General features: G+C 71.2%; 19 protein-coding genes. 8 read left to right on the top strand and 11 right to left on the bottom strand.

Features of this window, described 5'->3' with window-relative positions; translation table 11 throughout:
• Window positions 1–249: 249 nt before the first annotated feature.
• The gene (locus tag OG413_RS42260) at window positions 250–1,422 is read left to right on the top strand and encodes an epoxide hydrolase family protein (protein ID WP_266815143.1); all 1,173 of its coding nucleotides are present in this window, start codon (window positions 250–252) and stop codon (window positions 1,420–1,422) included.
• Window positions 1,423–1,458: 36 nt separating this feature from the next.
• Entirely contained in the window at window positions 1,459–2,868 is a 1,410-nt protein-coding gene (locus OG413_RS42255) for an extracellular solute-binding protein (protein WP_266815141.1), read from the top strand.
• Between the two features lie 71 nt (window positions 2,869–2,939).
• Here OG413_RS42255 and OG413_RS42250 read toward each other — a convergent pair whose 3' ends face one another.
• The 7 genes from OG413_RS42250 to OG413_RS42220 form a co-directional block, all read right to left on the bottom strand.
• Window positions 2,940–3,209 carry a DUF6052 family protein gene (locus OG413_RS42250; RefSeq protein ID WP_266815139.1) on the bottom strand — a complete coding sequence of 90 codons (270 nt, stop codon included), beginning with the start codon at window positions 3,207–3,209 and terminating at the stop codon, window positions 2,940–2,942.
• Window positions 3,178–4,488, bottom strand: a complete 1,311-nt coding sequence (locus tag OG413_RS42245; RefSeq protein WP_266815138.1) for a phenylacetate--CoA ligase family protein — start codon at window positions 4,486–4,488, stop codon at window positions 3,178–3,180. The genes OG413_RS42250 and OG413_RS42245 overlap by 32 nt, the downstream gene beginning before the upstream one ends.
• A gap of 96 nt (window positions 4,489–4,584) precedes the next feature.
• Complete coding sequence (locus OG413_RS42240; protein WP_266815137.1) at window positions 4,585–5,241, bottom strand: aminodeoxychorismate/anthranilate synthase component II; 657 nt, start codon at window positions 5,239–5,241, stop codon at window positions 4,585–4,587.
• Window positions 5,238–6,722 (bottom strand): anthranilate synthase component I family protein, encoded by a 1,485-nt coding sequence (locus OG413_RS42235; protein WP_266815135.1) that lies wholly within the window; start codon window positions 6,720–6,722, stop codon window positions 5,238–5,240. The genes OG413_RS42240 and OG413_RS42235 overlap by 4 nt, the downstream gene beginning before the upstream one ends.
• 16 nt (window positions 6,723–6,738) lie before the next feature.
• Complete coding sequence (locus OG413_RS42230) at window positions 6,739–8,163, bottom strand: phenylacetate--CoA ligase family protein (protein WP_266815134.1); 1,425 nt, start codon at window positions 8,161–8,163, stop codon at window positions 6,739–6,741.
• Window positions 8,160–8,921 (bottom strand): flavodoxin family protein, encoded by a 762-nt coding sequence (locus OG413_RS42225; RefSeq protein ID WP_266815133.1) that lies wholly within the window; start codon window positions 8,919–8,921, stop codon window positions 8,160–8,162. The genes OG413_RS42230 and OG413_RS42225 overlap by 4 nt, the downstream gene beginning before the upstream one ends.
• 317 nt (window positions 8,922–9,238) lie before the next feature.
• On the bottom strand, window positions 9,239–11,347 hold the full coding sequence (locus OG413_RS42220) for an MMPL family transporter (protein WP_266815131.1): 2,109 nt from the start codon (window positions 11,345–11,347) through the stop codon (window positions 9,239–9,241).
• 204 nt (window positions 11,348–11,551) lie between these two features.
• Between OG413_RS42220 and OG413_RS42215 the strand changes: the two genes are divergently transcribed.
• The 5 genes from OG413_RS42215 to OG413_RS42195 all read left to right on the top strand — a co-directional run bounded on the left by OG413_RS42215 (window position 11,552) and on the right by OG413_RS42195 (window position 17,913).
• On the top strand, window positions 11,552–11,674 hold the full coding sequence (locus OG413_RS42215; protein ID WP_266815129.1) for a hypothetical protein: 123 nt from the start codon (window positions 11,552–11,554) through the stop codon (window positions 11,672–11,674).
• 314 nt (window positions 11,675–11,988) lie between these two features.
• On the top strand, window positions 11,989–13,770 hold the full coding sequence (locus tag OG413_RS42210; RefSeq protein WP_266815128.1) for a non-ribosomal peptide synthetase: 1,782 nt from the start codon (window positions 11,989–11,991) through the stop codon (window positions 13,768–13,770).
• A gap of 116 nt (window positions 13,771–13,886) precedes the next feature.
• The gene (locus OG413_RS42205) at window positions 13,887–15,260 is read left to right on the top strand and encodes a condensation domain-containing protein (RefSeq protein ID WP_266815127.1); all 1,374 of its coding nucleotides are present in this window, start codon (window positions 13,887–13,889) and stop codon (window positions 15,258–15,260) included.
• A 46-nt stretch (window positions 15,261–15,306) separates the two neighbouring features.
• The gene (locus tag OG413_RS42200; protein ID WP_266815126.1) at window positions 15,307–16,548 is read left to right on the top strand and encodes an acyl-CoA dehydrogenase family protein; all 1,242 of its coding nucleotides are present in this window, start codon (window positions 15,307–15,309) and stop codon (window positions 16,546–16,548) included.
• A 120-nt stretch (window positions 16,549–16,668) separates the two neighbouring features.
• Window positions 16,669–17,913 carry a cytochrome P450 gene (locus OG413_RS42195; RefSeq protein ID WP_266815125.1) on the top strand — a complete coding sequence of 415 codons (1,245 nt, stop codon included), beginning with the start codon at window positions 16,669–16,671 and terminating at the stop codon, window positions 17,911–17,913.
• Between the two features lie 228 nt (window positions 17,914–18,141).
• On the opposite strand, the gene OG413_RS42190 is transcribed toward OG413_RS42195, so the two are convergent.
• The 3 genes from OG413_RS42190 to OG413_RS42180 form a co-directional block, all read right to left on the bottom strand.
• Window positions 18,142–19,491: an NAD(P)/FAD-dependent oxidoreductase gene (locus OG413_RS42190; protein WP_266815124.1), complete on the bottom strand. Its 1,350-nt coding sequence runs from the start codon at window positions 19,489–19,491 to the stop codon at window positions 18,142–18,144.
• A 42-nt stretch (window positions 19,492–19,533) separates the two neighbouring features.
• Entirely contained in the window at window positions 19,534–19,968 is a 435-nt protein-coding gene (locus OG413_RS42185) for an SgcJ/EcaC family oxidoreductase (protein ID WP_266815122.1), read from the bottom strand.
• Between the two features lie 142 nt (window positions 19,969–20,110).
• Window positions 20,111–21,292: an acyl-CoA dehydrogenase family protein gene (locus OG413_RS42180; protein ID WP_266815120.1), complete on the bottom strand. Its 1,182-nt coding sequence runs from the start codon at window positions 21,290–21,292 to the stop codon at window positions 20,111–20,113.
• Window positions 21,293–21,570: 278 nt separating this feature from the next.
• Between OG413_RS42180 and OG413_RS42175 the strand changes: the two genes are divergently transcribed.
• Window positions 21,571–23,154: a 4-hydroxyphenylacetate 3-hydroxylase N-terminal domain-containing protein gene (locus OG413_RS42175; RefSeq protein WP_266815118.1), complete on the top strand. Its 1,584-nt coding sequence runs from the start codon at window positions 21,571–21,573 to the stop codon at window positions 23,152–23,154.
• A gap of 144 nt (window positions 23,155–23,298) precedes the next feature.
• Here the strand turns inward: OG413_RS42175 and OG413_RS42170 are convergent, their stop codons facing one another.
• Window positions 23,299–24,297, bottom strand: a complete 999-nt coding sequence (locus OG413_RS42170) for a GNAT family N-acetyltransferase (RefSeq protein ID WP_266815116.1) — start codon at window positions 24,295–24,297, stop codon at window positions 23,299–23,301.
• Window positions 24,298–24,342: the final 45 nt, after the last annotated feature.

The following is a 24,342-nucleotide window of genomic DNA, read 5'->3' as shown; positions in this document are numbered from 1 at the left end:
CGGTCACCCGGACGGTGATGCTGCCAGTGGGCGGGAGCCGCGCGCATCTTCTGAACTGCGCTGACGCACCGGGCCCGTGGAGCAGGACGCGCCGGGCCCATGGAGCAATTCGCAAGATGCGGCGGGCTTCGGCGGCGTCGGACGATACAGCCGGGCGCGCCGGGTGCGGCCGGGGCCGATCCGGTTGCCGGTGAGCCCTCCATCCTCCTTCGACGACCCCTTCCGGCCCGGACATCACGGAGTGCTCCCATGCGTCCCTTCCGTATCGACATCCCGCAGGAACAGATCGACGACCTGCATGCCCGCCTCGGGGCCACCCGTTGGCCGGACGAGCTGCCCGGCACCGGCTGGGACCGCGGGGTGCCGCTGGAGTACCTGAAGGGGCTCGCGGAGTACTGGCGTACCTCTTTCGACTGGCGCGCCGCCGAGGCCGAGCTGAACGGGTATCCGCAGTTCATCGAGGAGATCGACGGTGCCCCGGTGCACTTCCTCCATGTCGTCTCGCCGGAGCCGGACGCGACCCCGCTGCTCCTCACGCACGGCTGGCCCGGTTCGGTCGCCGAGTTCCTGGATGTGATCGGCCCGCTCTCCGATCCGCGTGCGCACGGCGGTGACCCGGCGGACGCCTTCCACCTCGTCATCCCGTCCATACCGGGGTACGGGTTCTCCAACCCGCTGCCGGAGAAGGGCTGGGACACCGCCCGCATCGCCCGTGCCTGGGCGGAGCTGATGGCGCGGCTCGGATACGACCGCTACATCGCTCAGGGCGGTGACGCCGGGTCGGTGATCTCGCTGGAGCTCGGCCGTATCGACCCCGGTCATGTGCTCGGGGTGCACGTGAACATGCTGATGACGTTTCCCTCCGGCGACCCCGCGGAGTTCGAGGGCCTGACCGAGCGGGACCAGGCCCGGCTGGGCAAGCTCTCCCGCTTCGACGCCGAGCTGTCGGGCTACATGAAGCTCCAGCAGACCCGCCCGCAGACGCTGGCGTACGCACTGACCGATTCCCCGGTGGGCCAGCTCGCCTGGATCGTGGAGAGGTTCCTGGACTGGACCGGGGCCGAGCGGCTGCCGGAGGAAGCGGTCGACCGCGACCGCCTGCTGACGATCGTGTCGATCTACTGGCTGACGGCGACCGCCGGTTCGTCCGCCCAGTTCTACTACGAGGGTGCGGAGGCGGTGCGGGCCGCGGCCGGTGGGGCCGTGCCGCCGCCGCTCACCGTTCCGGTGGGAGTGGCCGTCTTCCCCGACGACATCTTCGTACCGATCCGCCGCTTCGCCGACCGCGACCTCCCCACCCTCACCCACTGGACGGAGTTCGAGCGGGGCGGTCACTTCGCGGCGCTGGAGAAGCCGGCCGAGCTGGCGGGGGACGTCCGGACGTTCGCCCGTTCCGTGGTCCCGGCCGCTGCCGCGGTCTGAACTTTTCCGTCACCGAAGAGCAGAAAGAGGCATCTCATGACCGCCGCAACCGTGATCGACGTCTGGGTGGCCGACCTGACGTTCCCCGGCTACATGGACCGGCTGCACAGGCTGGCCGCCGAGTTCGAGAAGGCGCACCCCGAGTACCGGATCAACCTGGAGGGACGCGACTTCCGTACGCTCTCCGAGGAGATAGCGGAGGCGGCCGGGCAGGGCCGTCCGCCGGCGGTCGCCGAGTACTACTTCGCCGTCACCCAGGCCGCCCGTGACTCACGGACCCATGACGGCAGGCCGCTGTTCACCTCGGTGGAGAAGGCCGTCGCCGGGCGCACCGAGATCCTCGGCGAGCCCGTCGTCCTCGGCGACATCCTGCCGGCCGTGCGTGAGTACTACTCGGTCGACGGCGACCTGACGTCGATGCCGGCCGTGGTGACGGCCATGCTGATCTACGGCAACCGCGACCTCCTGCGGGCCGCCGGTGTCGAGAGCCTGCCGCGCACGTGGGAGGAGATCGAGGCCGCGTGCGAGGCGGTGGCCGCCCTGGAGAACGGGCCGTCGTACGGGGTGACGTGGTCGAACCACGGTCTGTTCTTCCAGCAGGCGCTGGCCGTCCAGGGCGGACAGCTGGCCGACAACGACAACGGCCGCTCCGGCCGGGCCGGCCGGCTGGACCTCGCCTCGGCGGAGATGCTCGGCTGGGTGGAGTGGTGGCAGCGCCTGCACAGCCGGGGGCACTACCTCTACACCGGCAAGATCCCGGACTGGGAGGCCAACATGAAGGCGTTCGCGGACCAGGACGTCGCGTTGCGCATCACGTCCTCCAACGACCTGAACTACATGGAGCAGGCCGCGCAGAACGCGGGCTTCGAGATGTCGGTCGGCCGGTTCCCCGGCCGGGAGGACCAGCCGTACGGCGGGAACATCATCGCCGGTACCTCGCTGTGGCTGGCCAATGGCCTGGATGAGGTGACCCAGGACGGTGCGCTGGCGTTCATGCAGTTCATGAACAGCCCGCGCAACGCCGCCGACCGCCACATCGCGAGCAGCTTCGTACCGGTCACGCGCTCCTCCTACCGGCTGCTGCAGGACGAGGGCTGGTTCGAGGCCAACCCCTTCCACGGCCTGGCGAGCGCCCAGCTCAACACCTTCGAGGAGGGCCGGGGCGAGGGCGTCCCGCCGTGCCGCGGCGCGCTGTTCGGTGACTTCGCCGGGGCGCAGGACGTGATGACGCGGGCGATGGGTGACGTGCTGCTGGACGGGGTGGACCCGGTCGAGCGCTTCGGGCAGGCGACCGAGGAGGCGCAGCGGTTGCTGGACGACTACGACAAGGACCGGGCCGAGAACGGGGTCCGCAGCCCGCAGAGTCTGCGCGTGGAGTACTTCACCGGCATGGAGGTCTACACCGGGGCGCAGCTGGAGAACGCGGTGCGGGGCAGCGCCGGCTGATTCACGGCGGCGTTGATGTCGAAGGGGCGGTACCCCGGCCGGGGTACCGCCCCTTCGACATCATCGGGTGGTCACACGCCGAGCACCCGGTCGGTGTTGCGGTAGTAGTCGAATTCCATGGCCTGCCCGTCGAGGGCGACCCGGAGTTCGGCGAGCGAGGCCCGTACCGCGGCGAGCACGGCCGGGACCCGGCAGTTGTCTGCGAGGTAGCCCAGCGTGCGGTAGCTCTCCATGAGGTGGAGCTCCTGCTCGGCGGTCAGGTACTCGGCCGTGGGCTGCCACGGTGTCAGGAGTTCGTCCGTCCGGGGTTCAGCCGTGAGCTGTGAGGACTCGTTCGTCATGAAGTCGTGCCGCCTTCCAGTTGGTTCGGGGCAGGCTGCCCGCCGGGGCGAGCTCCACCTGGGGCCGGATGCCGATCTCGCGCTTGAACTCCGCGGTGATGCGCGCGCACAGCAGGCGCGCGGCCTCCTCTCCGAGCCCTCCCGCGTCGATCTTGACGTGGATGGTGTCGAGGCCGCGCACGGTGCGGATGGCCGAGTGGAACTCGTTGACCTCGGCGAAGCCGCGTACGACGTCCTCGATCATGACGGGGGTGATGGAGACGCCCCGGATCTTGCGCATGTCGTCGACGCGTCGCAGGATGCCGCCGTCGTAGAAGTCCCAGGTCCTTCCGCAGCCGCACTCGCTGTACGGCCGCTTGACGACCACGTCCTCCGTCCAGTGCCGGAAGAGCTGGATGCCCTCACGGGCCAGGCCGGTGGTCACCCGGACGCCCTCCTCGCCGTAGCCGACGGGCTGGAGGGTCTCGGGGTGCAGCACCTCGTCGTAGGAGGAGGGCTCGTTGATGTGGCAGGCGCCGCGCCGCTGCGGGCACTCGAACATGAAGACGCCGCCGAACTCGGTGGTACCGGCCGCGTTGAAGACGCGGGCGCCGAACGCCTCCTCAATGGTCCGGGTGGTGAAGTCGGAGCGCGGTTCGGCGCCCGCGAGCATCACCTGGACGTTCGCGTCACGGGCGAGGTCGATGCCCATGTCGCGGGCGGTCTCAATCAGCCGCATCGCGTAGCTCGGGGTGAGGCCGAGCACTTCGATCCGGTAGTCGACCAGCAGCCGCACGACGGTTTTCGAATCGAGGCCGCCGGCGGGGACGATGGTGCAGCCCATGCGCTCCAGCGCGTAGTGCATGCCCCAGAACCCCGCGAAGAGGCCGTAGCCGAAGGCCACCAGACCCTTGTGGTGCGGGCGCACCCCGTTGGCGTGCAGCGCGGTGCAGAAGGTGTCCACGCACCAGGCCCAGTCGCGTTCGGTGTCGAACGTGCGGATGGGCGGGTTGCCGCTGGTGCCGCTGGTCTGGTGGTGGCGCACTCCCCGTGAGGGGTCCAGCGAGGGCCAGGTGCCGTACGGGGGCGCGAGCGCCTGGGCGGCCAGCAGGTCCTTCTTGTACAGCAGGGGCATCCGCGCCGCGTAGTCCTGCGGGGAATCGATGCCGTCGGGTATCCGTCCATTCCAGAACGGTGAGTTCCGCTTGGCGTGGTCGAGTGCCTGCCGGAGCCTGCGCCATTGCCATGCCTCAAGTTGCGGGCGGGGCATGGTCTCCGCCCTACTGTTCCAGTACGTCACGACGCCTCCGTTGCACAGTGCCGACACCACTGACTCTTCTCGTTCGGCGAGGGCCCGGCATCTTTGGATGTGCGCACTTTCGTTCGATGTTCCGTGTCAGGCCGCCTCGGCGTCGGGCAGGACCGCCGTGAAGGCGCGTACCGCGGAAAGGAAGTTCGTGACGATGCGCATGCCGTGTTCGGTACGGAAGCTCTCCGGGTGGAACTGGACCGATTCGATCGGCAGGGCTCGGTGCCGCAGGCCCATCACATAACCGTCGTCCGCGGACCGGGCCGTCACCTCCAGGCAGGGCGGTACGGTCGTCTCGGGAACGACGAGGGAGTGGTAGCGGGTGGCCAGGAAGCCGTCGGGCATCCCGGCGAAGAGCCCACGCCCGTCGTGCCGGATCCGGCTGGTCTTGCCGTGCATCAGGTGGTCGGCCGGCAGCACGCTCGCCCCGTACGCGCGGGCGATGGCCTGCTGGCCCAGGCACACCCCGAACAGGGGGAGCCTCCCGGCGAACGCGCGGACGATCTCGACGTGCCCGGACACGTCCGGGTGGCCCGGTCCCGGGCCCAGCAGAATGCCGTCGGGGCGCAGCAGCGGCACCTCGTCCAGCCGGAGCTTGTCGGAGCGGACCATGATCGGAACCGCCCCCGCCGACATGAGGTACTGCCGCAGGATGTCGACGAAACTGTCGAACGCGTCGACCACCAGCACCCGCGGCCGCTCCCTGTCCGGCGCACCGGCCGGGCCCGCCACATGCAGTTTCACAGCAACTCCTTACCGGTGACCGCCCAGTAGGCGGCGCTCATCTTGGCCAGCGTCTCGCGCCATTCGCTGTCCGGGCGGGAGTCGGCGACGATGCCCGCCGAGGCCCTGGTGCGGTAGGCGCCGTCGTGGTGGAACAGGGTGCGGATGCACAGGGCCAGGTTGGTGTAGCCGCCGATGTCCATCAGGCCGAGCGCGCCCGCGTACAGGCCGCGGCGGCTGCGCTCGACGGACTCGATGATCTCCATGGCACGGATCTTGGGGGTGCCCGTCATCGTCCCGGCGGGAAAGAGGGCGGCGATGGCGTCGAAGCTGTCCTCGCCCGCCTCGACCCGTGCCTCGACGGTGGAGACGAGGTGCAGTACGTGCGAGTACCGCTCGACGACCAGTTGGTCGGGCACGTCGAGGGTGTCGGCCTCGCAGATCCGGCCGATGTCGTTGCGGCAGAGGTCCACGAGCATGGTGTGCTCGGCGATCTCCTTGGGGTCGGTGGCCAGCGTCCGCGCGGCGGCCTCGTCGTCGTCCGTACCGGTGCGCGGCAGGGTCCCGGCGATGGGCCGCATCACGACCTTGCCGTCCTCGATGCGGACGAACAGTTCGGGGCTGGCGCCGATGACACACTGCCCCGCGATGCTTGCCATATACATGTACGGGGAGGCGTTGCGCTGCCGCAGCCTGCGGTAGACATCGATGGGGGCGGCCTCGGAGCGCATGGTCAGCTCGTGACCGATCTGCACCTGGTAGATGTCGCCGACCGCGATGTGTTCCAGACACCGCTCCACATCGGCCCGGAACAGTTCGGGGTCGCTGTCGTCGGTGACGGTCGCGGCAGGCGGGTCCGCCGCGTCGAAGTACGGGGACCCGGCGTCCGGTTCACGGACGAGCAGGGCGGCGGTCTCGTCCTCGTCCAGGGGCGGCCAGTGCTCGGACTCGTGCAGGAGCAGTTCGGTGCCGCCGTCGGTGAGGTCCGTCGTCACACAGCCCTGGTGGAGGACCAGGTGGATGTCCGGCAGGGCGGAGCGCCGCTCGATGAGGTACGGCAGTTCCTCGACGTAGCGGGCGGTGTCGTAGCCGAAGTAGGCGAGGAACCCGAACCGGAAGCGCCCCGAGGATCCCTGGGCGTCGAACATCCCCTGGGCGGCGCGCAGCAGCGCCCACAGATCGTCCGTGCCGCGCAGTCGCAGCCCCTGGCCGGGCACGTCGGTGAGCAGCGGCCCGGCCCGCTCCAGCAGCAGCCGGCGCAGAGCGGGCCTGCCCTCGATCTGTACGGCGTCCCCGGTGACCGAGAGGGACAGCAGGGTGCCGAACCCGGTGAACTGGTACTTGCGGTCGCGCAGCGGACCGGCCGCGGATTCGAGGAGATACGCCTCGTCGGGGCCGAAACGCCCGCAGAGATTGCGGTACGCGTTCAGCAGGTCGAGAGGAGGCAGGCGGCGCGTACGCGTGGTCACGCCGACGCCCACCGCCGGTGCTTGAAGGGTCATCGCGTGGTCCTCCCGGTCATGTCGTGATCGCGTAGCGGTGCGCGACCTGGCGGGCGGCACGCACGGCCCCGTCGAGGCCCGACCTGTGGTCGAGGACCCGGGCGGCCTTCCAGCTGACGAAGGAGCCGGTGTGGGTGACCGGGTCCATGTCGGCGTCGACGGCGATGTCGACGTGGGCTCCCGTGCGTGCGCGCAACCGGGCCGCGACGGCGGCCGCCGGGTCGGCCGCACCGGGCAGCAGGTCCATCCGCACGGTGATCCGGTCGCCGTCGGGGCCGCCGTCGACGACGACCTGGTAGCCCAGGCAGCCCCGTACGTCCCCCAGTACGGCGGCTTCGAGCTCCGCGGGGTGCAGGAGGACGTCCCCCAGCGGGATGCGGTCGGCGGCGCGCCCGACGACCTCGACCACCGGGCCGGGCAGTGCCGCTCCGGGCGGTGCGGGGGTGATGCGGACGAGGTCGCCGGTCCGGTAGCGGATCAGTGGCTTGATGCCGTCGACGAGCATGGTCAGGACCAGCTCGCCCTCACCGAACTCGCCGAGCGAGGCCCCGGTGTCGGGATCGACCAGCTCCGCCAGGTAGTTGGGCGTGGCCAGGTGGAGGGCGCCGCTGTCGGCACCGGTCGCGATGCACAGGGCTTCCTGGGAGCCGTACAGGGCGGGGCGGACGACGGCGTGCGGCCACACCGAGGAGACGTTGGCGGCGAACTCGGGGGTGCAGATCTCGCCGAGGACCAGGAACAGCTTGACGGGGAGGTCCGCCAGGTCGTACCCGTAGTGCTGGGCCGCCTTGGCGAGGCTGAGGCACAGGGCCGGCGCGCAGACGATGACCTCGACCCCGAGCTCCTCGATGAGGCGCAGGGCCTTGCGGAATCCGACCCTGGGGGACTCCGGCCAGATCTTGACGTGGCAGGCGCCGAGCGAGGCGGCGACATCGGTGAACACATCACCGAACGCGTACAGCTCCGAGGGCCCCATGAGCCCCACCACGGGCATGCGGTCGCCGAAGTGCGCGCGGAACAGGCGGCGCCAGGACTCCTCGACGGAGGCGTTGGAGGTGGCGATGTCCACGGCGCCGCGCGGGCACGGAGTGGCCGCCCCGGTGGTGCCGTTGGTCTCGTAATAGATGCTCGCCGCGGAAAGAGGACCGCTGAGCACGTCGTACATCTCGCGCCGCAGGTCGTCCTTGGTGGTGAAGGGGAGCGTGTTCAAAGTACCGGGGGTCACGGCCGTGACGTCGATGCCGGCCAGGTGGCGCCGGTAGAACGGGGAGCGTTCGCTCACGTGGTGGAGCACCGTGGTCAGCCGCCGGGCGCGCCAGTCGGCCAGTTCCGTCGGCGACAGGGCGGAGTCGTGGAAGGCCCGGCTGACGCGGCGGTAGTCGGTGAGGAAGTCCTGAAGGTCCGCGCCGGCCGGGGCGCAGGGCAGGGCCGGCGCGCTCACTGGCGGGCCCACACGTCGTCGGTGAGCTCCCGCGCGGTGAGGAGGTCCGACGCGTCCGCGGGGGCCCCGTCCACGACGGCCCCGTCCGCGGCGGGAGGGGCCGTCTCGTTCAGGGCGAGCCCGATGCGCTCGTTGACCTCGCGCGCGGCGAGCAGGTTGTCACGTCCGGTCAGGGCGCGGTGCTCGTCGAGCAGTTCCATCATGTCGGTCATCCGGTCGATCAGGCGCGTGACGTTGGTGAGCCCCTCGTCGTCCTTGAGCGCGTCTCCCCGGTGCAGTGCGTGGACCGTGGCGGGGAATCCGCTCCCGACCACGATCATGCGGTTGAGCAGCGCGTTCACCGTCAGCTGGGCCCACACCTCGCCGGCGCTGTAGCGACGGGCCACGGAGATGACGCCCGCGACCTTGTTGCTCAACGGCCGGTCGAAACGCAGGTAACCGACTCCGGCCCGTTCGATGAAGGTCTGCATCAGGCTGGCCGTTCCGAAGCCGTGCACGGGAGCGGCGAAGACGATGCCGTCGGCCGCGACCATCTTCCTGATCACGCCGGGCACCCCGTCCTCCAGGGCGCACGGGACCGGGCGGTCGTTGCAGTCACCGCAGGGCCCGCAGCGCGACATCTCGATGTTCCGCAGGTCGACGGTCTCCCACTCGACTCCCCGCGCCGCGGCGACTGCCGCGGCATGGCGCAGGACATCGCTGGTGTTGCCGTCCCGTTCCGATCCGTTGATCGCGAGGATCTTGAGTGGTGTGGTCACGGGATGTCTCCTTCGTGGATTCGGCTGCGGGCACCGGGTCCGCCGTACTTCACGTCGCTGCCACTTCGGCGACTCCGCGAAATCGTCGCGTCCGGGGGTATGAGGAGGCATCTCTTGAAATGCTGGGTAGAGGTGGTCCGCTCCCGGGATCCGCTCCCCGGTCCGCCCCCGGGTGTCGCGGATCCGGGCCCGGCGCGCGGGCCGGGCGTGCGGGCCATGTCACCGCGGCGGACATGCCGGTGCCGCCGGGGTCCTCCCAAGGAGGACCCCGGCGGCACCGGCGGAACTGGCGGAGCGCCGATGGGACGTCGCGTCGCTCAGACGCGCTCCAGCTCGGACTCCTTGCCGTCGACGGACGTGCCGGGGGCTGCGGATTCCCGGTCGGTGGCCGGCTTCGCGGGCCACCAGAAACGACGGGCGCCGAGATCGAGCGCGAGCGCGGGAACCAGGATCGTACGGACGAGGAAGGTGTCGATGAGAACGCCGATGCCGACGATCACCCCCATCTGGGCCATGGCCACGAGCGGCAGTACGGCGAAGACCGCGAACGTCGCGGCGAGCACCAGTCCCGCCGAGGTGATCACACCGCCGGTGCTGCGCAGGCCCGCGATGACGCCCTGGGCATGACCGTGCAGTGCCGACTCCTGCTTCACCCGGTGCATGAGGAAGATGTTGTAGTCGACGCCGAGCGCCACCAGGAAGACGAAGCCCAGCAACGGGACCGACCAGTCCATGCCGGGGTAGCCCAGGACGTGCTCGAACAGGAGACTGGCGGAGCCGAAGGCGGCGAAGTACGAGGCGACGACGGTGGCCAGCAGGACCAGCGGGGCGACCAGCGAACGCAGCAGCAGGGTCAGCACCAGCAGGATGACGAGCAGCACGGCGGGAACGACGACCCACAGATCTCGCTCGGTTGCGTTCTCCTTGTCGAGGGTCTGGGCCGCCTGTCCGCCGACGAGCGCGTCCGTGCGCTCGCGCAGCCGCTCGACGGTGGCCTTGGCGGCCTCACCCGCGGGAGCGCCTTCGAGCACCACGGCCAGCTGGGTCAGTTCGCCGTCCTGTGTACGGGCGGCGACGGTGGCGTCGACGACGCCCTCGGTCCCCTGGACGGCCTTGATCACGCCGTCGGCCTGCGACGTCTTGGCGATGACGACGGCCGGGTCGGCGGAACCGGAGGGGTAGTGCTTCGCGAGCGTCTCCTGGGCGGACGCCGAATCGGGCTTGCCCTCCAGCAGTTCGGACTGCCCGAGGCCCATGTTGACGCCGAAGGCGCTCAGCGCCAGGACAGCGGTGACGGCCAGCGACAGCAGCCAGGAACGGCGCGGACGGGCGGCGACCACATTGCCGACGCGCTCCCACACCGAGAGGGCGGCGCGCGGGGTCGCCCCGTAGCGGGGAACGAGGGGCCAGAACAGCCAGCGGCCCGCGATGACCAGGAGGGCCGGCAGGATGGTGACCATCGCGAGGAAGCCGAAGATGACGCCGATCATGCCGACCAGGCCCATGGAGCGCGAGGAGTTCATGTCGGCCAGCCCCAGGCAGGCCAGGCCGACCGCGACGGTCGCGGCGGAGGCGAGGAGCGTGGGGCCCGAGCGGCGCAGAGCGATCCGCATCGCGGCGTGCCGGTCCTCGTTGCGGTACAGCTCCTCGCGGTAGCGGGAGATGAGCAGCAGGGCGTAGTCGGTACCGACCGCGAAGACGAGCACCATCAGGACGCCCGAACTCTGCGGGTCGACCTGAAGACCGGCGTACTCGGCGAACAGGTACGTCCCCGCCTGGGTCAGCACGGTGGAGAAGCCGACCGCGAAGATCGGGAACAGCCACAGGAAGGGGCTGCGGTAGGTGAGCAGGAGCAGGATGATGACGACCAGCGCGGTGGACGCCATCAGGGTGCTGTCGAGCGTCTCGAAGATCTTCACGGCGTCGGTCGTCACGGCGGCGATGCCGCCGACCTCGGTCGTGACGCCGGGCGGGGCCTGCGCGGCGGCGACGGTACGCAGCTCCTCGACCTTGTCCGCCATGACCGCCTGGTCCGTGGACGACAGCGGCACGACCACCATCAGGGCCTTGCCGTCCTTCGAGGGGATCGCCTCGGGGACCTGCTGTCCCTTCGCCGCGATCTTCGCGAAGGCGGCACGGTCGGTCTCCACGGCGGCGCGGACGTCACTGCCCAGGACGTCGTCGCTGCTGTAGACCGCGACGGCCGCCATGAGCTCGTCCGTACGGAACTTCTCCAGCTCGGTGTTGACCTGCGTGGACTCGGCACCACGCGGAAGGAACGCGTTCGCGCTCGTGTCCTGGACCTCACCCACCTTCCCCGCCAGCGTGCTGAAGGCCATGACGGCGATCAGCCAGCCGGCGAGGACGATCCATTTGCCACGTCGACCGGCAGGCACGGCGATGCCTGCCTTGAGCCAAGCTCGCATGGGGTACTCCTTTTCAGTGGGGACGTCCTGGGCGCCGGACGCACCCAGGCAGTTCGAGCGGGTGGGGCCGGGCTGCGGCCGTGCTGAGCCGGGGTGCGGTGCAGTCCGGTGGAGGCCAACGGCGTGGCGTCAGCGCTGTCGCCACGGCTGCCACGGCTGTCATGGCTGTCATGGCTGTCGGTGAGCCCTGGATACACACGCTCCGTGCCCCGCGCACGCGCCGAACGGTCCGCCGGTCAGGACCGGCACCCCTTCCTCCACGGAGTGGTCATCAGCGATGGCGTCACCGTCGGCGGACTGGACGGACTTCATGGTTCTCCTGAATGAACGGCTCTTTCGCGGGGGCGCACACGGAGGTGCCGCGATCAGGCTGCCCGGCGACGGACCCGCGGCGCATCTTCGAGCGTGCTCTCCGTGATCGCGGGCGATGACCGGGCGCGGTGCGAGGCCCGTATCCGGGCGGTGGACTCCTGGTTCCCGGCGGAGCCGGGCCGGACTGACGCCCCGTCAGCACGGCACGGCAATCCAGGAGATGCAGGCCCACGGCGCGGTCTGTGAACGTGGCGCCATACCCGAGAGTGCGCCGTGCCGGGGGGACATCGCCCGCGGACGCGGATACGGCTGAGCGGATTGGACGGACGATGGCCTTCAGTAATTCCGAGGACACCGCATCGGTGCAGCGGCGCTTCGCCGCGCAGGTGGCACGGGTGCCCGATGCCGTGGCCCTGTCCGGACCGGACGGGTCCCTCACCTACCGGGAGCTCGACCGCCGCGCGAACCGGCTCGCCCACCGGCTGCTCGCCCTCGGAGTGCGGCCCGAGGAACCGGTCGCGGTCCTGATGGAACGCTCCGTGGACCTGGTCGTCTCGCTGCTCGCCGTGGTCAAGGCGGGCGGCTGCTACCTGCCCCTGCACAGCGCCCACCCGGTGGAGCTGATGCGGCGGATCGTGAACCGCTCCGGAAGCCCGTTGATCCTGACCGACGCCGTGATGCGGGGCCGGGCCGGTGTGCTCGGCGGCCGGCTGCTGGAACCGGCCGGCGACCCGGACCTGGCCGCGATGCCCGACCACGACCCCGGCGTCACCTCGGGCTCCGACGACGTCGTCTACGTCATCCACACCTCCGGATCGACCGGTGAGCCCAAGGGCGTCGCCGTGACGCACCGCGGCGTGCTGGGCCTGGCCACCGACTCCTGCTGGGACGGCGAGGGCCACCGGCGGATCCTGTCCGTGGCCCCGTACGCCTTCGGGGTGTCGACCTACGAGCTGTGGGTGCCGCTGCTGCGCGGCGGCCACCTGGTGATGGCACCGCCCGGCGAGCTGGACCTGGCCACGCTGCGCCGGCTGTTCACCGAGGAGCGGATCGGTGCCGTACACCTGACCGCGGGGCTGTTCCGGGTGTTCGCCGAGGAGGCCCCGGAGAGTTTCGCGACACTGTCCGAGGTCCTCACCGGCGGCGACGTGGTCGCGCCGACGGCGGTGCGCCGGGTCCTCGAAGCCTGCCCCGGGCTGGTCGTACGGGCCATGTACGGCGCGACGGAGGTGTCCTCGTTCGCCGCGTACGCGGTGATGACCTCCGTGGACGACTGCCGCGCGGTCGTGCCGGTGGGACGCCCGATGGACACCGTCGACGCCCGGCTGCTGGACGACCGGCTCACCGAGGTGCCCGACGGCGAGGTCGGCGAGCTGCACATCGCGGGCGAACGGCTGGCGGCCGGGTACTTCCGCGCCCCCGAACTGACCGCCGAACGCTTCGTCACCGGCCCGGACGGCGCGCGGATGTACCGCACCGGCGACCTGATGCGGCGTGGCGCGGGCGGTCTGCTGGAGTTCGCCGGGCGCTCCGGGGACCAGGTCAAGATCCGCGGCTACCGGGTGGAGCCGGCCGAGGTCGAGCACGTGCTCGGGCAGCTGCCCGGGGTGGCGCACGCGGCGGTCGTGGTCCGTGAACCGCAGCCCGGTGACAAGCGGCTCGCCGCGTACGTGGTCCCGCGCGGCAGCGGCCCCGGGGACCTGCGCACCGCACTGGGCGGCCTGCTGCCCGACTACGCGGTACCGGACACGTTCACGGAGCTCGCGGCCCTGCCGCTGACGCCCAACGGCAAGCTGGACCGGGCGGCGCTGCCCGAGCCCGCCGCGCCCGCGGCCACCGTCACCGCCCCGTCCGGCGAACGCCAGAAACTGCTGTGCGTGCTGGTCGCGCGGGTGCTCGGCGTGCCGGAGATCGGCCCGGACGACAGCTTCTTCGACCTGGGCGGGCAGTCGCTCCAGGCGATGCGGCTGGTCGCCCGCATCCAGGCCGAGCTCGGCGCCGAGCTGAGCGTCGGCGATGTCTTCAACAACCCCACGGTGGCCGAGCTCGACAGCCACCTCACCGAGCTGGCCGAACTGGCCGAGCCGGCCGCGACCGGAGCCGCGGCGTGACCGGCGGCCCCCGCCGGTCCGCCGCCCACTGAGCCCGTTCACGCCTCGCCACCACCGCACGGTCCATCCCGGTCGGCATCCCGGACCGGTCATCGCAGGAGAAAGGACTGGTCCACGTGACCATCACCCACGTGTCACCGGAGACGGCCGAGTCCGGCCGCCGCATCCCGCTGTCGTTCAACCAGGAGTTCCTGCGCGGTTTCGACAAGGGTGAGACCGACGGCGCGTTCGGACACCGGCACACCCTCGTGTGCGGCTGGCGGGTGACCGGCGCGCTCGACACCGACGCCCTGGCCGACGCCCTGAACGACATCGTGGAGCGCCACGAGGTGCTGCGCACCTCGATCCACGGCGACGAGTCGGGCAGTCACCAGACCGTCCACCCCGCCACGCCCGCCGAACTGCGGGTGGTGGACCTGGCGGACGACGGCCGCCCGCGCGACGAGCGTGCCGAGGCGTTCCTCAACGAGCTGGACGCCACCCCCTTCAGCGTCGCCGTCCTGCCGCACCTGCGGGCCGAGTTCGGCCGCTTCGACGCCACCGACGGTGTGCTGGTCCTGGTCACCCACCACACCGCCACCGACGCCTGGTCGGTGCAGCTGCTGATGCGCGACCTGGCCGCCGCCTACACGGACCGGGCCGCGGGCCGGGCACCGTCGGCGGAACCGGCCCACCAGTACCAGGAGTTCGCCCGGTGGCAGCAGGACAGCGCGACCGGCCGGCGCGCGGAAGGCGAGCGGGCGTACTGGAGCGAGCGGCTGGCGGGGGCCGAGATCACCGGCATCACCACCGACCGCCCCCGCGAGGATGTGGCCGCCGCCTACGGTGTGCACCGCTTCGTCTTCGACGCCGAGCTGTCCACGTCCGTCACCCAGTACGCGAGGGCCACCCGCAGCACCCCGTTCATGGTCCTCGCGGCGGCCTACAGCCTGCTGCTGCGCGGTCTGACCGGCACCACGGACGTCGTCTTCCCGACCTTCTCCTCAGGACGTTACGAGGAGCGGTTCGCCGAATCGGTGGGCCCGTTCTTCAACTTCGTGCCCATCCGCATCGACACCACCGGCTCCGCCACCTTCGGCGCGGTGCTGGAGCAGGCGCGCGCCGCCTGCCTGGGCGCCTACCAGCACGAGATCCCGTTCGCGCACATCGCGCAGGACAGCCCCGGACTGCTCGCCCCGTTCGCCGACGGCTTCCTGGCCGTCGTCGCCTTCGAGGTGCTCCAGTCACCGTTCGCCGCCGAGGACGGCGCCGCCGACGGCCCGCGGTTCACCGAGATCCGCCGCCGGGTGCTGTCCCAGAGCGTCAGCTCCGCCATCCCGGACGGCGGCCTGTGGGCCATGGACGTACTGCCGGACGGCAACCTGGCCGGCAGCCTCAAGTTCGACAACAACCGGTTCGACGAGGCCACCGCCGTCGCGCTCGTGGAGCGCTTCCGCGCCCTGCTCCACACGCTGGCGACGGCTCCGGACACCGCCGTCGACGCGGGCTGAGCCCGCACCGCCCGCGCCCACCGAGACGTAAAGGGACCGATCCACGATGACGACGACTCTGCCCGGCACCTTCGCAGCCGGCCCCGTGTCACCTCCGGAACCCGACCTCACCCCGGACGAGCTGGTCGCCCGCGCCGAGGCCCTGGCCGCGACGCTCGTCGGGCGGCAGGCGGAGACCGAGGAGCGCGGCCACTACGCCGAGGACACCCACCTGGCCTTCTCGCAGGCCGGCTTCTACCGCATCCTCGTCCCCCGGCGTTACGGGGGCTACGAGTTCGGCCCCGAGACGTTCGTCAGGGTCGCGACCGCCCTGGCCCGCGGCTGCCCCTCGACGGGCTGGATGTACCTGTTCGGGGCCGCCCACGCGCTGGTGGCGGGTGCGGTGTTCGACGAGCGGACGCAGGACGAGCTGTTCGCCGGCGGCGAGTTCATCTGCCCGGCGACCGTCGCCCCCACGGGATCGGCCGAGCCGGACGGCGAGGGCGGCTGGGTGCTGAACGGCACCTGGAACTACTGCTCGGGAGCGCCGTACGCCACCCACTTCATCGGCCACACCCTGATCCCGCAGGGAGAGGGGCAGCCGCCCGCGCCGCTGCTGTTCATCGTCACCCGCGACCAGTTCGAACGGCTCGACGACTGGGGCGACCAGCTGGGCCTGCGCGGCAGCGGCTCGCACAGCCTGCGCATCGAGAACGCCCGCGTCCCGGCCCACCGCGCCCTCGTCGGCCACCTCAGCCAGCTGCCCGTCACCGACGAGCTGCCCGGCCGGGTCCTGCACGGAGGTGCGTACGGCGGCGGCCCGCTCAGCTTCATGCTGCTCGAACTCGGCGTCCTCGCCGTGGGCATGGCCAAGGGCGCCCTGGACGCGTACGAGCAGCTGATGCGCGACCGCACCACGTCCTTCTTCCCGATCGTGGCGCGCACCGAGGACCCCGACTACCAGTTCCGCTACGGCGAGGCCACCGGGCTGATCGCGGCCGCCGAGGCGGCCGTGCTGCACGCGGTCGGGCAGTGGCAGGAACTGTGCCACCGCGAGGCGGCGGCCTTCACCCGCGAGGCGGAGCTGCGCCTGGCGCTGGTCAGCCGCGAGGCCGTACGGCTGTGCTGGCGAGCGGTGGAGAGTCAGCTGTTCCCGACGGCGGGTTCCAGTTCGGTCCGTCACGGCGAGCGGATCGAGCGGGTGTGGCGCGACCTGTCGATGCTCCACAGCCACGCCGGCAACGGCATCTTCCTCGCCACCCACGCCAACCGCGAGCTGTCGCAGGCCCACTTCGGCCCGCTCGGCTGATCCCGGCGAGACACCTCCGTACCGCCTCGTACTGCCCCGCCCGCTCCGTACCACCTCCGTATCGCTCCGTACCGCCGCCCGCCCCGCCGCCCCAGGCCAGAAGAGAAACCGGACACTCCCATGGAGCAACGCTGCCCGTTCGCCCTCGACACCACCGGCCGGGACATCCACGGCGAGGCCGCCGCCCTGCGCGAGCAGGGCCCGGCCACCCGGGTGGAACTGCCCGGCGGAGTGGTCGCCTGGTCGCTCAACAGCCACGACGTCATCAGGAAGGTGCTCACCGACCCGCGGGTCACCAAGAGCGCGCGGTCCCACTGGCCGGCCTTCGTCAACGGAGAGATACCGCCGGACTGGGAGCTGATCAGCTGGGTGGCCATGGACAACATGGTCACCGCCTACGGCAAGAACCACGTACGGCTGCGCAAGCTGGTCGGCAAGGCGTTCACACCGCGCCGAACCGCCGCCTTCCGGCCGCGCGTCGAGGAGCTGACCAAGCAGCTCCTGGACGCCCTGGAGACGGCCGGGCCCGACGAGGTGGTGGACCTGCGGGAGCGGTTCGCCTATCCGCTGCCGGCCCGGCTCGTCGCCGACCTGATCGGCATGGAGGAGGAGGCCCGCGCGAAGACCGCCAAGGTCATCGACGCGATGGTCGACACCACGGTCACCCCCGAGCAGGCACAGGCGGTGCTGGCCGGCTGGCGCGGGGCGATGGCCGACCTCATCGCCGACAAGCGGCGCGAGCCCGGCGAGGACATCACCAGCGACCTGGTCGCCGCGCGGGACGAGGACGGCACCGCGCTGTCGGAGGAAGAACTCGCCGACACCATCTTCGCCATCCTCGGCGCCGGTTCGGAGACCACGATCAACTTCTTCGACAACGCCATCACCGCCCTGCTCAGCGATCCGACACAGCTGGAACTGATCCGCTCCGGCCGGGCCACCTGGGACGATGTCATCGACGAGACACTGCGCGTCGAGTCGCCGCTGGCGCACCTGCCACTGCGTTACGCGGCCGAGGACATCGAGCTCGACGGGGTCACCATCCCCAAGGGCGACCCGATCCTGGTCAACTACAGCGCCGTGGGCCGCGACCCGGAGCTCCACCCGGACAGCCCCGGCACCTTCGACCTGACCCGGCCCGACAAGGCGCACCTGTCCTTCGGGGTGGGCCCGCACTACTGCCTGGGGGCCGGTATCGCCCGCCTCGTCGCCACGACGGGCCTGTCCCAGCTGTTCGAGCGATTCCCGGACCTGTCGCTGGCCGTGGACACCGGTGAACTGCAGCCGCTGCCGACGTTCATCATGAACGGTCACCGCAGCCTCCCGGTCCGCCTGACGGCCCCGGTTCCGGCGGCCGCCGGCTGACGCCCGCGTAACCGCCCACGCGTCGAAGGGCTGCCCCGGCCGGACCGGGACAGCCCTTCGGCGTTCCCGCCGACGCCCGCACGGCGACACAGCACCGGGACACAGCGGCGCCGCGACACAGCACCACGGCACGGCACGACGACCGCAGCACAACACCGCGACACAGCACGACGCCCGGCCGGGGATCCGGCCGGGCGTCGTGGGCGGACAGGGGTCGGGCGGACGGGGTCAGGCGGCCACGGTCTGCTTGCCGCGCCGTGAGCCCTTGAGCACGCGGTACATCATGCGCGGGCTCATCAGGGCCTGCGGCGATTCGACGAGGCCCGCCACCCGCATGAAGGTGCCGGTGATGCGGCCGTCGTGGACCGCCGCCGCCTGCAGCCGCGCCATGTACGCACCGCCCGTGCGCACCTTGGCGTTCCGTACGCCCTCGACCTCCGGGTAACCGAGGTCCCCTCCCGCGGAGAAGTCCCACGGGACGTCGATGACGCCGGAGATGTCGCGCTGGAACTCCAGGGGCTGCGGCGACAGACCGCGCGTCAGGTGCTCGGCGAGCACCTTGGCCTCCATCGCGGAGACCGTCATGCCCTGCCCGTAGACCGGGTTGAAGCTGCACGCCGCGTCGCCCATCACCAGCAGCCCGGCGGGCAGGCTCCGCAGCCGCTCGTAGTGGCGCCGCACGCTCGCCGGATAGCGGAAGGTCGAGCCGTCCCCGACGGGTTCGGCGTCCTGGAGGACGTCGTAGATGTCGGAGACCGGAAGGGTCTTGGTCCAGGCGAGGTATCCCTCCAGGTCGGCGGGCGCGCTGTCACCCAGCACTCCGGTCAGCGAGACCGCGATGAGCCCGTCCTCGATGCGGGAGAGGAACGCCCCGCGCCGGTGGCTGGGCGAGGAGACGGGGTTGATGGACAGGTCGCCGTTGAGCACACCGAGGTCCGGCAGCCGGAAGAGGCGCGTGGTGTAGCTGAGGTCGATCTTGATGCGCTGCTCCTCGGGGCGCTCGTACCCGAGTTCCTCCAGCCACAGCGGTGCGCGCGAGCCCCGGCCACTGGTGTCCACGACGAGCCCGGCCTCAAGGACCTGCTCCGGCTCGCCGGGCTGCTGGCTCTGGACCCGGGCCCCGGTGACGGTGGTCCTCGCGTCGTCCGTGACGAGCCCGACGATGTCGTGCCGGTCGAGGAACGTCACGTTCTCCAGCGCGGCGACCCGCGCCCGTACCCGGCCCTCCAGCACCGGGCGGGTGGCGGAGACGCACACCAGCCCCGTGGTGGCGGGGCTGAGCCGACGGCCGTTGAAGTACCAGCGCAGCTCTCCGAGGTCACCCGTCGGAATGCCGGCCGCGACGGCCTCGTCGGTGAATCCGGGGAACAGTTCGTCGAGTATCTGCTGTCCGCGGGCGAGCAGGCCGTGCACGTGGCGGCCCTGGGGCACACCCCGGCGCGCCTCGGCGCCCGGCGACAGGTCGTCGCGGTCCACGACGACGACGTCGCGGAACCTGTCGGCGAGCACCCGGGCGGCCAGCAGGCCGGCCATGCTGCCGCCGAGTACCACCGCGCGGCCTGCTTTCGTGTCGGCCATCGCCGTCACCTCCTTGGGAATGAGTACGGAGCGGACGGGCCGTCAGGCGGCGGCGTGGAGGGGAGTGTTCTGGTACGCGGCGAGGTGCCAGGCACCGCCGCGCTTGACCACGACCCAGGAGCCGTGGACGGCCCGCTCGGGGCTCGGTTCGCTCTGCCCCGGGGCGAGGATGCCGCCCCGGGTGATGAGGATGCCGGACTCCGCGTCGGCGAAGCGGATGTCCACCGGGGTGCCGGTGACCCGGGTGCCCTTGAGGGGGCCGGTGAACGCCTCGGTCATGAAGGCGGCGATGGCCTCCTGGCCCTGCTGGAAGACGCCGGGCAGGATCATCGTGCCGTCGGGGGTGAAGACGTCGGCGAACGCCTGGGCGTCGTGCGCGGCCCAGGCGGCGACGACTCGGCCGGGCACGGCCGCGACGGCGGCCTTGTCCTCGTCGGAGATCTCGATGGCGGGCGCGTCGGTGGTCTGAGCAGTCATTTCCGGTGGGCTCCTCGGTCTGGTCGAAATACGGTCTCGTCACATGCGGGCTGGTCGAAATGCGGTCTCGTCACATGCGGGCTCGTCACATGCGGGCTCGTCACGTGCGGTGCGGGCTGGGGCTGCGGCTGTGACCGCGGCCTCAGATGTAGAGCGTGTTCGGCTCCTGGCCGCACAGGATGCGGCCGTAGAGCTCGTTGTTCGTGTTCGGGTTCATCAGGGCGTGCAGGTTGATCGCCTGGATGTCACGGACGACGCGCTGGATGGGAACGTCGCGGTAGATCGAGGAGCCACCGCTGGCGGAGGCGAGCAGGTCGACGGCCTCCTTGGCGAGCCGGCACACGGCACCCAGGTCGGCGCGGGCGCGGGCGCGCTCCTCCAGCGTCCAGGTGTCGCCGGACTCGCCCTTGCCGTCCACGAGCGCGGCCAGCCGGTGGGCGTGGAACTCGGCCTGATCGGTCTTGAGCGTCGCCTCGGCGGCCTGGAAGTGGGTGAGCGGTGCCTCGGACTGCTGCTGGTAGGTGGTGTAGGTGATGGTGCGTCCCGGCAGCCGCTCGAAGAAGAGGTCCCGGGCGGCCTGGGCCAGCCCCAGCGCGGTGCCCACCGACGAGGCCGAGGCGACGGGCAGCAGCGGGGTGCGGTAGACGGGCGTCCGGGCGTTCAGCTCGGAGGCGTAACTCCCCTGGAGGATCGCGCCGAGCGGCAGGACGCGCTCCTGCGGGACGAAGAGGTCCTGGGCGACGGTGCTGACGCTGCCGGTGGCGCGCAGACCGGTGGTGTCCCAGTCGTCGATGATCATCAGCTCGTCGATCGGCACCAGGGCCATCACGGGCTGCGGCGGTCCGTCGGGACCCTGCAGGACGGCGATGATCTCCTGCCAGTGGCTGTGCCGGGCGCCGCTGACGAAGCCCCACTTGCCGTTGACGGTGATACCGCCGGGCGCCGGAGTGGCCAGCGCGGACGGGCTGAGGGTGCCGCAGATCCGGACGTCGGGGGTGGAGAAGACCTCGTCCTGGACGCTGTCGGGGAACAGGCAGGTCATCCAGGTCGGGATCCAGTAGACGGCCGTGGTCCAGGCCGCGGCGCCGTCGGCACGCCCGAGGGCGGCGGCGACGTCGACGAGGGTACGGGTGTCGGCCTCGTAGCCGCCGTAGCGCTTGGGCACCCGCAGCCGGAAGAATCCGGCGTCCCCCAGCGCCTCCACGGTCTCGTCCTGGAGTCTGCCGTCCTGCTCCGCCTGCGCGGCGTTCTTCTTCAGAAGCGGTGCCAGCTCGACTGCGCGCTGGACGAGTTGCGCCCGCGTGGGGATGTCGGCGGTCAGCATCGGTTTCCTCCTGGACATGACGTTCGTGGAGAGTGGCAGGGCTGGAGAGACCGTCACATCGGCAGGGGACGAGCGGCACCTCTTGGATTGCGCACCTGTCGTCGGCGGCACGGCGCGGGAGGACATCGCAGCCCTGCGGCGGGGCCGTTCACGGATGCGTGCGGCACTCCCGCACGCAGGGAGAAGCCCTGGTCGCCGCCGACTGCCACGATGACATCCCGGCCACGCCCGCGCGCCCCGGCATCGGGCGGTGATGGGGATTCGAGGGAAGAGGGCTCATGACCGATCAGCACCGCTCCGGCGCCGAGAGTCGTCCTCGGTCATCGGTGAGCCGGCCGCTCACCGGCGACGAGTACATCGAGAGCCTGCGCGACGACCGGCAGGTGTTCCTGTACGGGGAGCGCGTCAAGGACGTCACCGCCCACCCGGCGTTCCACAACCCGGTACGGATGACGGCACGGCTCTACGACGCTCTGCACGACCCGGCCACCCAGGACGTCCTGACCACCCGGACGGACACGGGCAGCGGAGGGCTGACCCACCGCTTCTACACCACGCCGCACAGCGCCGAGGACCTCGTCGCCGACCAGCAGGCGATCGCCGCGTGGTCCCGGATGAGCTACGGCTGGATGGGCCGCAGTCCCGACTACAAGGCGGCGTTCCTCGGCACCCTGGGAGCCAACGCGGACTTCTACGGGCCGTTCGCCGACAACGCACGGCGCTGGTACCGGGAGGCCCAGGAGAAGGTCCTGTACTGGAACCACGCGATCGTGCATCCGCCGGTGGACCGCAGCCTGCCGCCGGACGAGGTGGCGGACGTCTTCGTGCACGTGGAGAAGGAGACCGACGCGGGGCTCGTGGTCAGCGGCGCGAAAGTGGTCGCCACCGGCTCGGCGCTGACCCACCACAACTTCATCGCGCACTACGGACTGCCCATCAAGAAGAAGGAGTTCGCGCTGGTGGCCACGGTGCCCACCGGCGCCGCCGGGGTGAAGCTGATCTGCCGCCCCTCCTACAGCGCCACCGCGGCCGTGATGGGCACCCCGTTCGACTACCCGCTGTCCTCACGGCTCGACGAGAACGACACCATCCTGGTCATGGACAAGGTCCTCATCCCCTGGGAGAACGTGTTCATCTACGGGGACATGGCGAAGATCCAGATGTTCTCGTCGCAGTCCGGGTTCATGGAGCGCTTCACCTTCCACGGATGCACCCGGCTGGCCGTCAAACTGGAATTCATCGCGGGAGCGCTCGCGAAGGCCCTGGAGGTCACCGGGACCCAGGACTTCCGGGGCGTGCAGACCCGCCTCGGTGAGGTCCTGGCCTGGCGCAACCTCTTCTGGGGCCTGTCGGACGCGGCGGCCCGCAACCCGGTGGAGTGGCACAACGGGGCGGTGCTGCCCAACCCGCAGTACGGCATGGCCTACCGCTGGTTCATGCAGATCGGCTACCCACGCGTCAAGGAGATCATCGAGCAGGACGTGGCGAGCGGCCTGATCTACCTCAACTCCAGCGCGGACGACTTCAAGAACCCCGAGATCCGCCCCTACCTCGACAAGTACGTACGGGGCTCGAACGGCATCGAGGCCGTCGACCGGGTCAAGGTGCTCAAACTCCTGTGGGACGCGGTGGGAACGGAGTTCGGCGGACGCCACGAGCTGTACGAGCGCAATTACGCCGGCAACCACGAGAACACCCGCACCGAGCTGCTGTTCGCGCAGACCGCCTCGGGGCAGATCGACGACTACAAGGCGCTGGTCGACCAGTGCATGTCGGAGTACGACCTGGACGGCTGGACGGTGCCCGACCTCTCCTCGTTCGAGGGGCTCAGGGACATCCGGCGGAACCTGCCCGGCTGCTGATCCCCCGCTGCGGCCGGGCACCGGACGGCCGCGGACCCACCCGGGTCCGCGGCCGTCGCCGTTCGCGTCCACCGGTAGCGGCACGCGCGTCCACCGGTAGCGGCAGGGGTGTGGCCGGGACAGCCCTTCAGATGTCCCGGTCCGTCACCCGCGCGGTCCGGTGCCGCCGATGGTGATACCGGCCGAGGGGGTCTCCACGAGCAGCCGCTCACGCACGAGCCGGTAGCCGATCACCCGGTTCACGGCGAGCATCGGGGCGTTCTCCCGGTTCACGGTGACCGTGACCGACCCGGCCTCGGGAAACAGCTCGTGCAGACGCAGTGTGTGGCGCGCCTTCATCCAGCGGGCCAGCCCGCCGGTCCGGTGTCCGGGCAGTACGGCGGTATCGTGCTGGTCGGCTGCCCGCGCACCGGCACCGGCCACCGTGGCCACCGTCGCACCGACGACCTCGCACGAGGGCAGGTGGACCACCGCGCTGACGAGCAGTCGCCGCCCGGCCATCTCCGCCTCCCAGGCACGGACCGCCGCGGTGTCCCAGGCCCGGGACGCCATCTGCAGCGCGGCTCCGGGCGCGTCCAGCACATGGCCCATCACCCGTCCGAACGAGGGCGCCCATTCCACAGGCGCCGCACGCTGCCAGGACACCACCCGGTAGTCGGGGTGAGGATCCGCCGCCAGCTCGTGGCAGCGCCTCAGGACGTCCCGGTCGAGCCGCTGTTCATGCAGTTCCAGCCGCAGCGTCACGCGCCACCCGCGAACGAAGCTCTGTCCGGGCGTCCCCGCCGACACCATCGCCTGGATCCGCTCCGTCCCCCGGTCCCCGGCCTCTGCCGCGATCCGGGCGAGCAACGCCGACCCGACACCCCGGCACCGCGCCTGCGGCGCCACGGACAGACGAAGGAACCCGATCGCGGGATCGTGCCGCTGCGGCCGCAGGCCGGCCACCGCACAGATCCGCCCGGCCTTCCGGGCAGCCCACCGCCGCACCCCGTCCCCCGACCCGGCACGCAGCCGTTCGGCCGACGCGCCGGGCCCCATCGTCCCGCCGGTCAGCTCCCCGTGCCCGTCCTCGAACACCCGGCACCAGGCTTCCAGATCCTCCGGGCCGGCCTTCCGGACCTCGAACTCCTCAATCGTCAGCACCGTCCGCAACCTATCTGCTGGTGTGAGGCGTTGGTGTCGGCGTCG

The sequence above is a fragment of the Streptomyces sp. NBC_01433 genome (genome assembly GCF_026340105.1).
In the GTDB taxonomy this organism is placed as follows: Bacteria; Actinomycetota; Actinomycetes; order Streptomycetales; family Streptomycetaceae; genus Streptomyces.
This window is presented reverse-complemented; position numbering and strand designations above follow the sequence as displayed.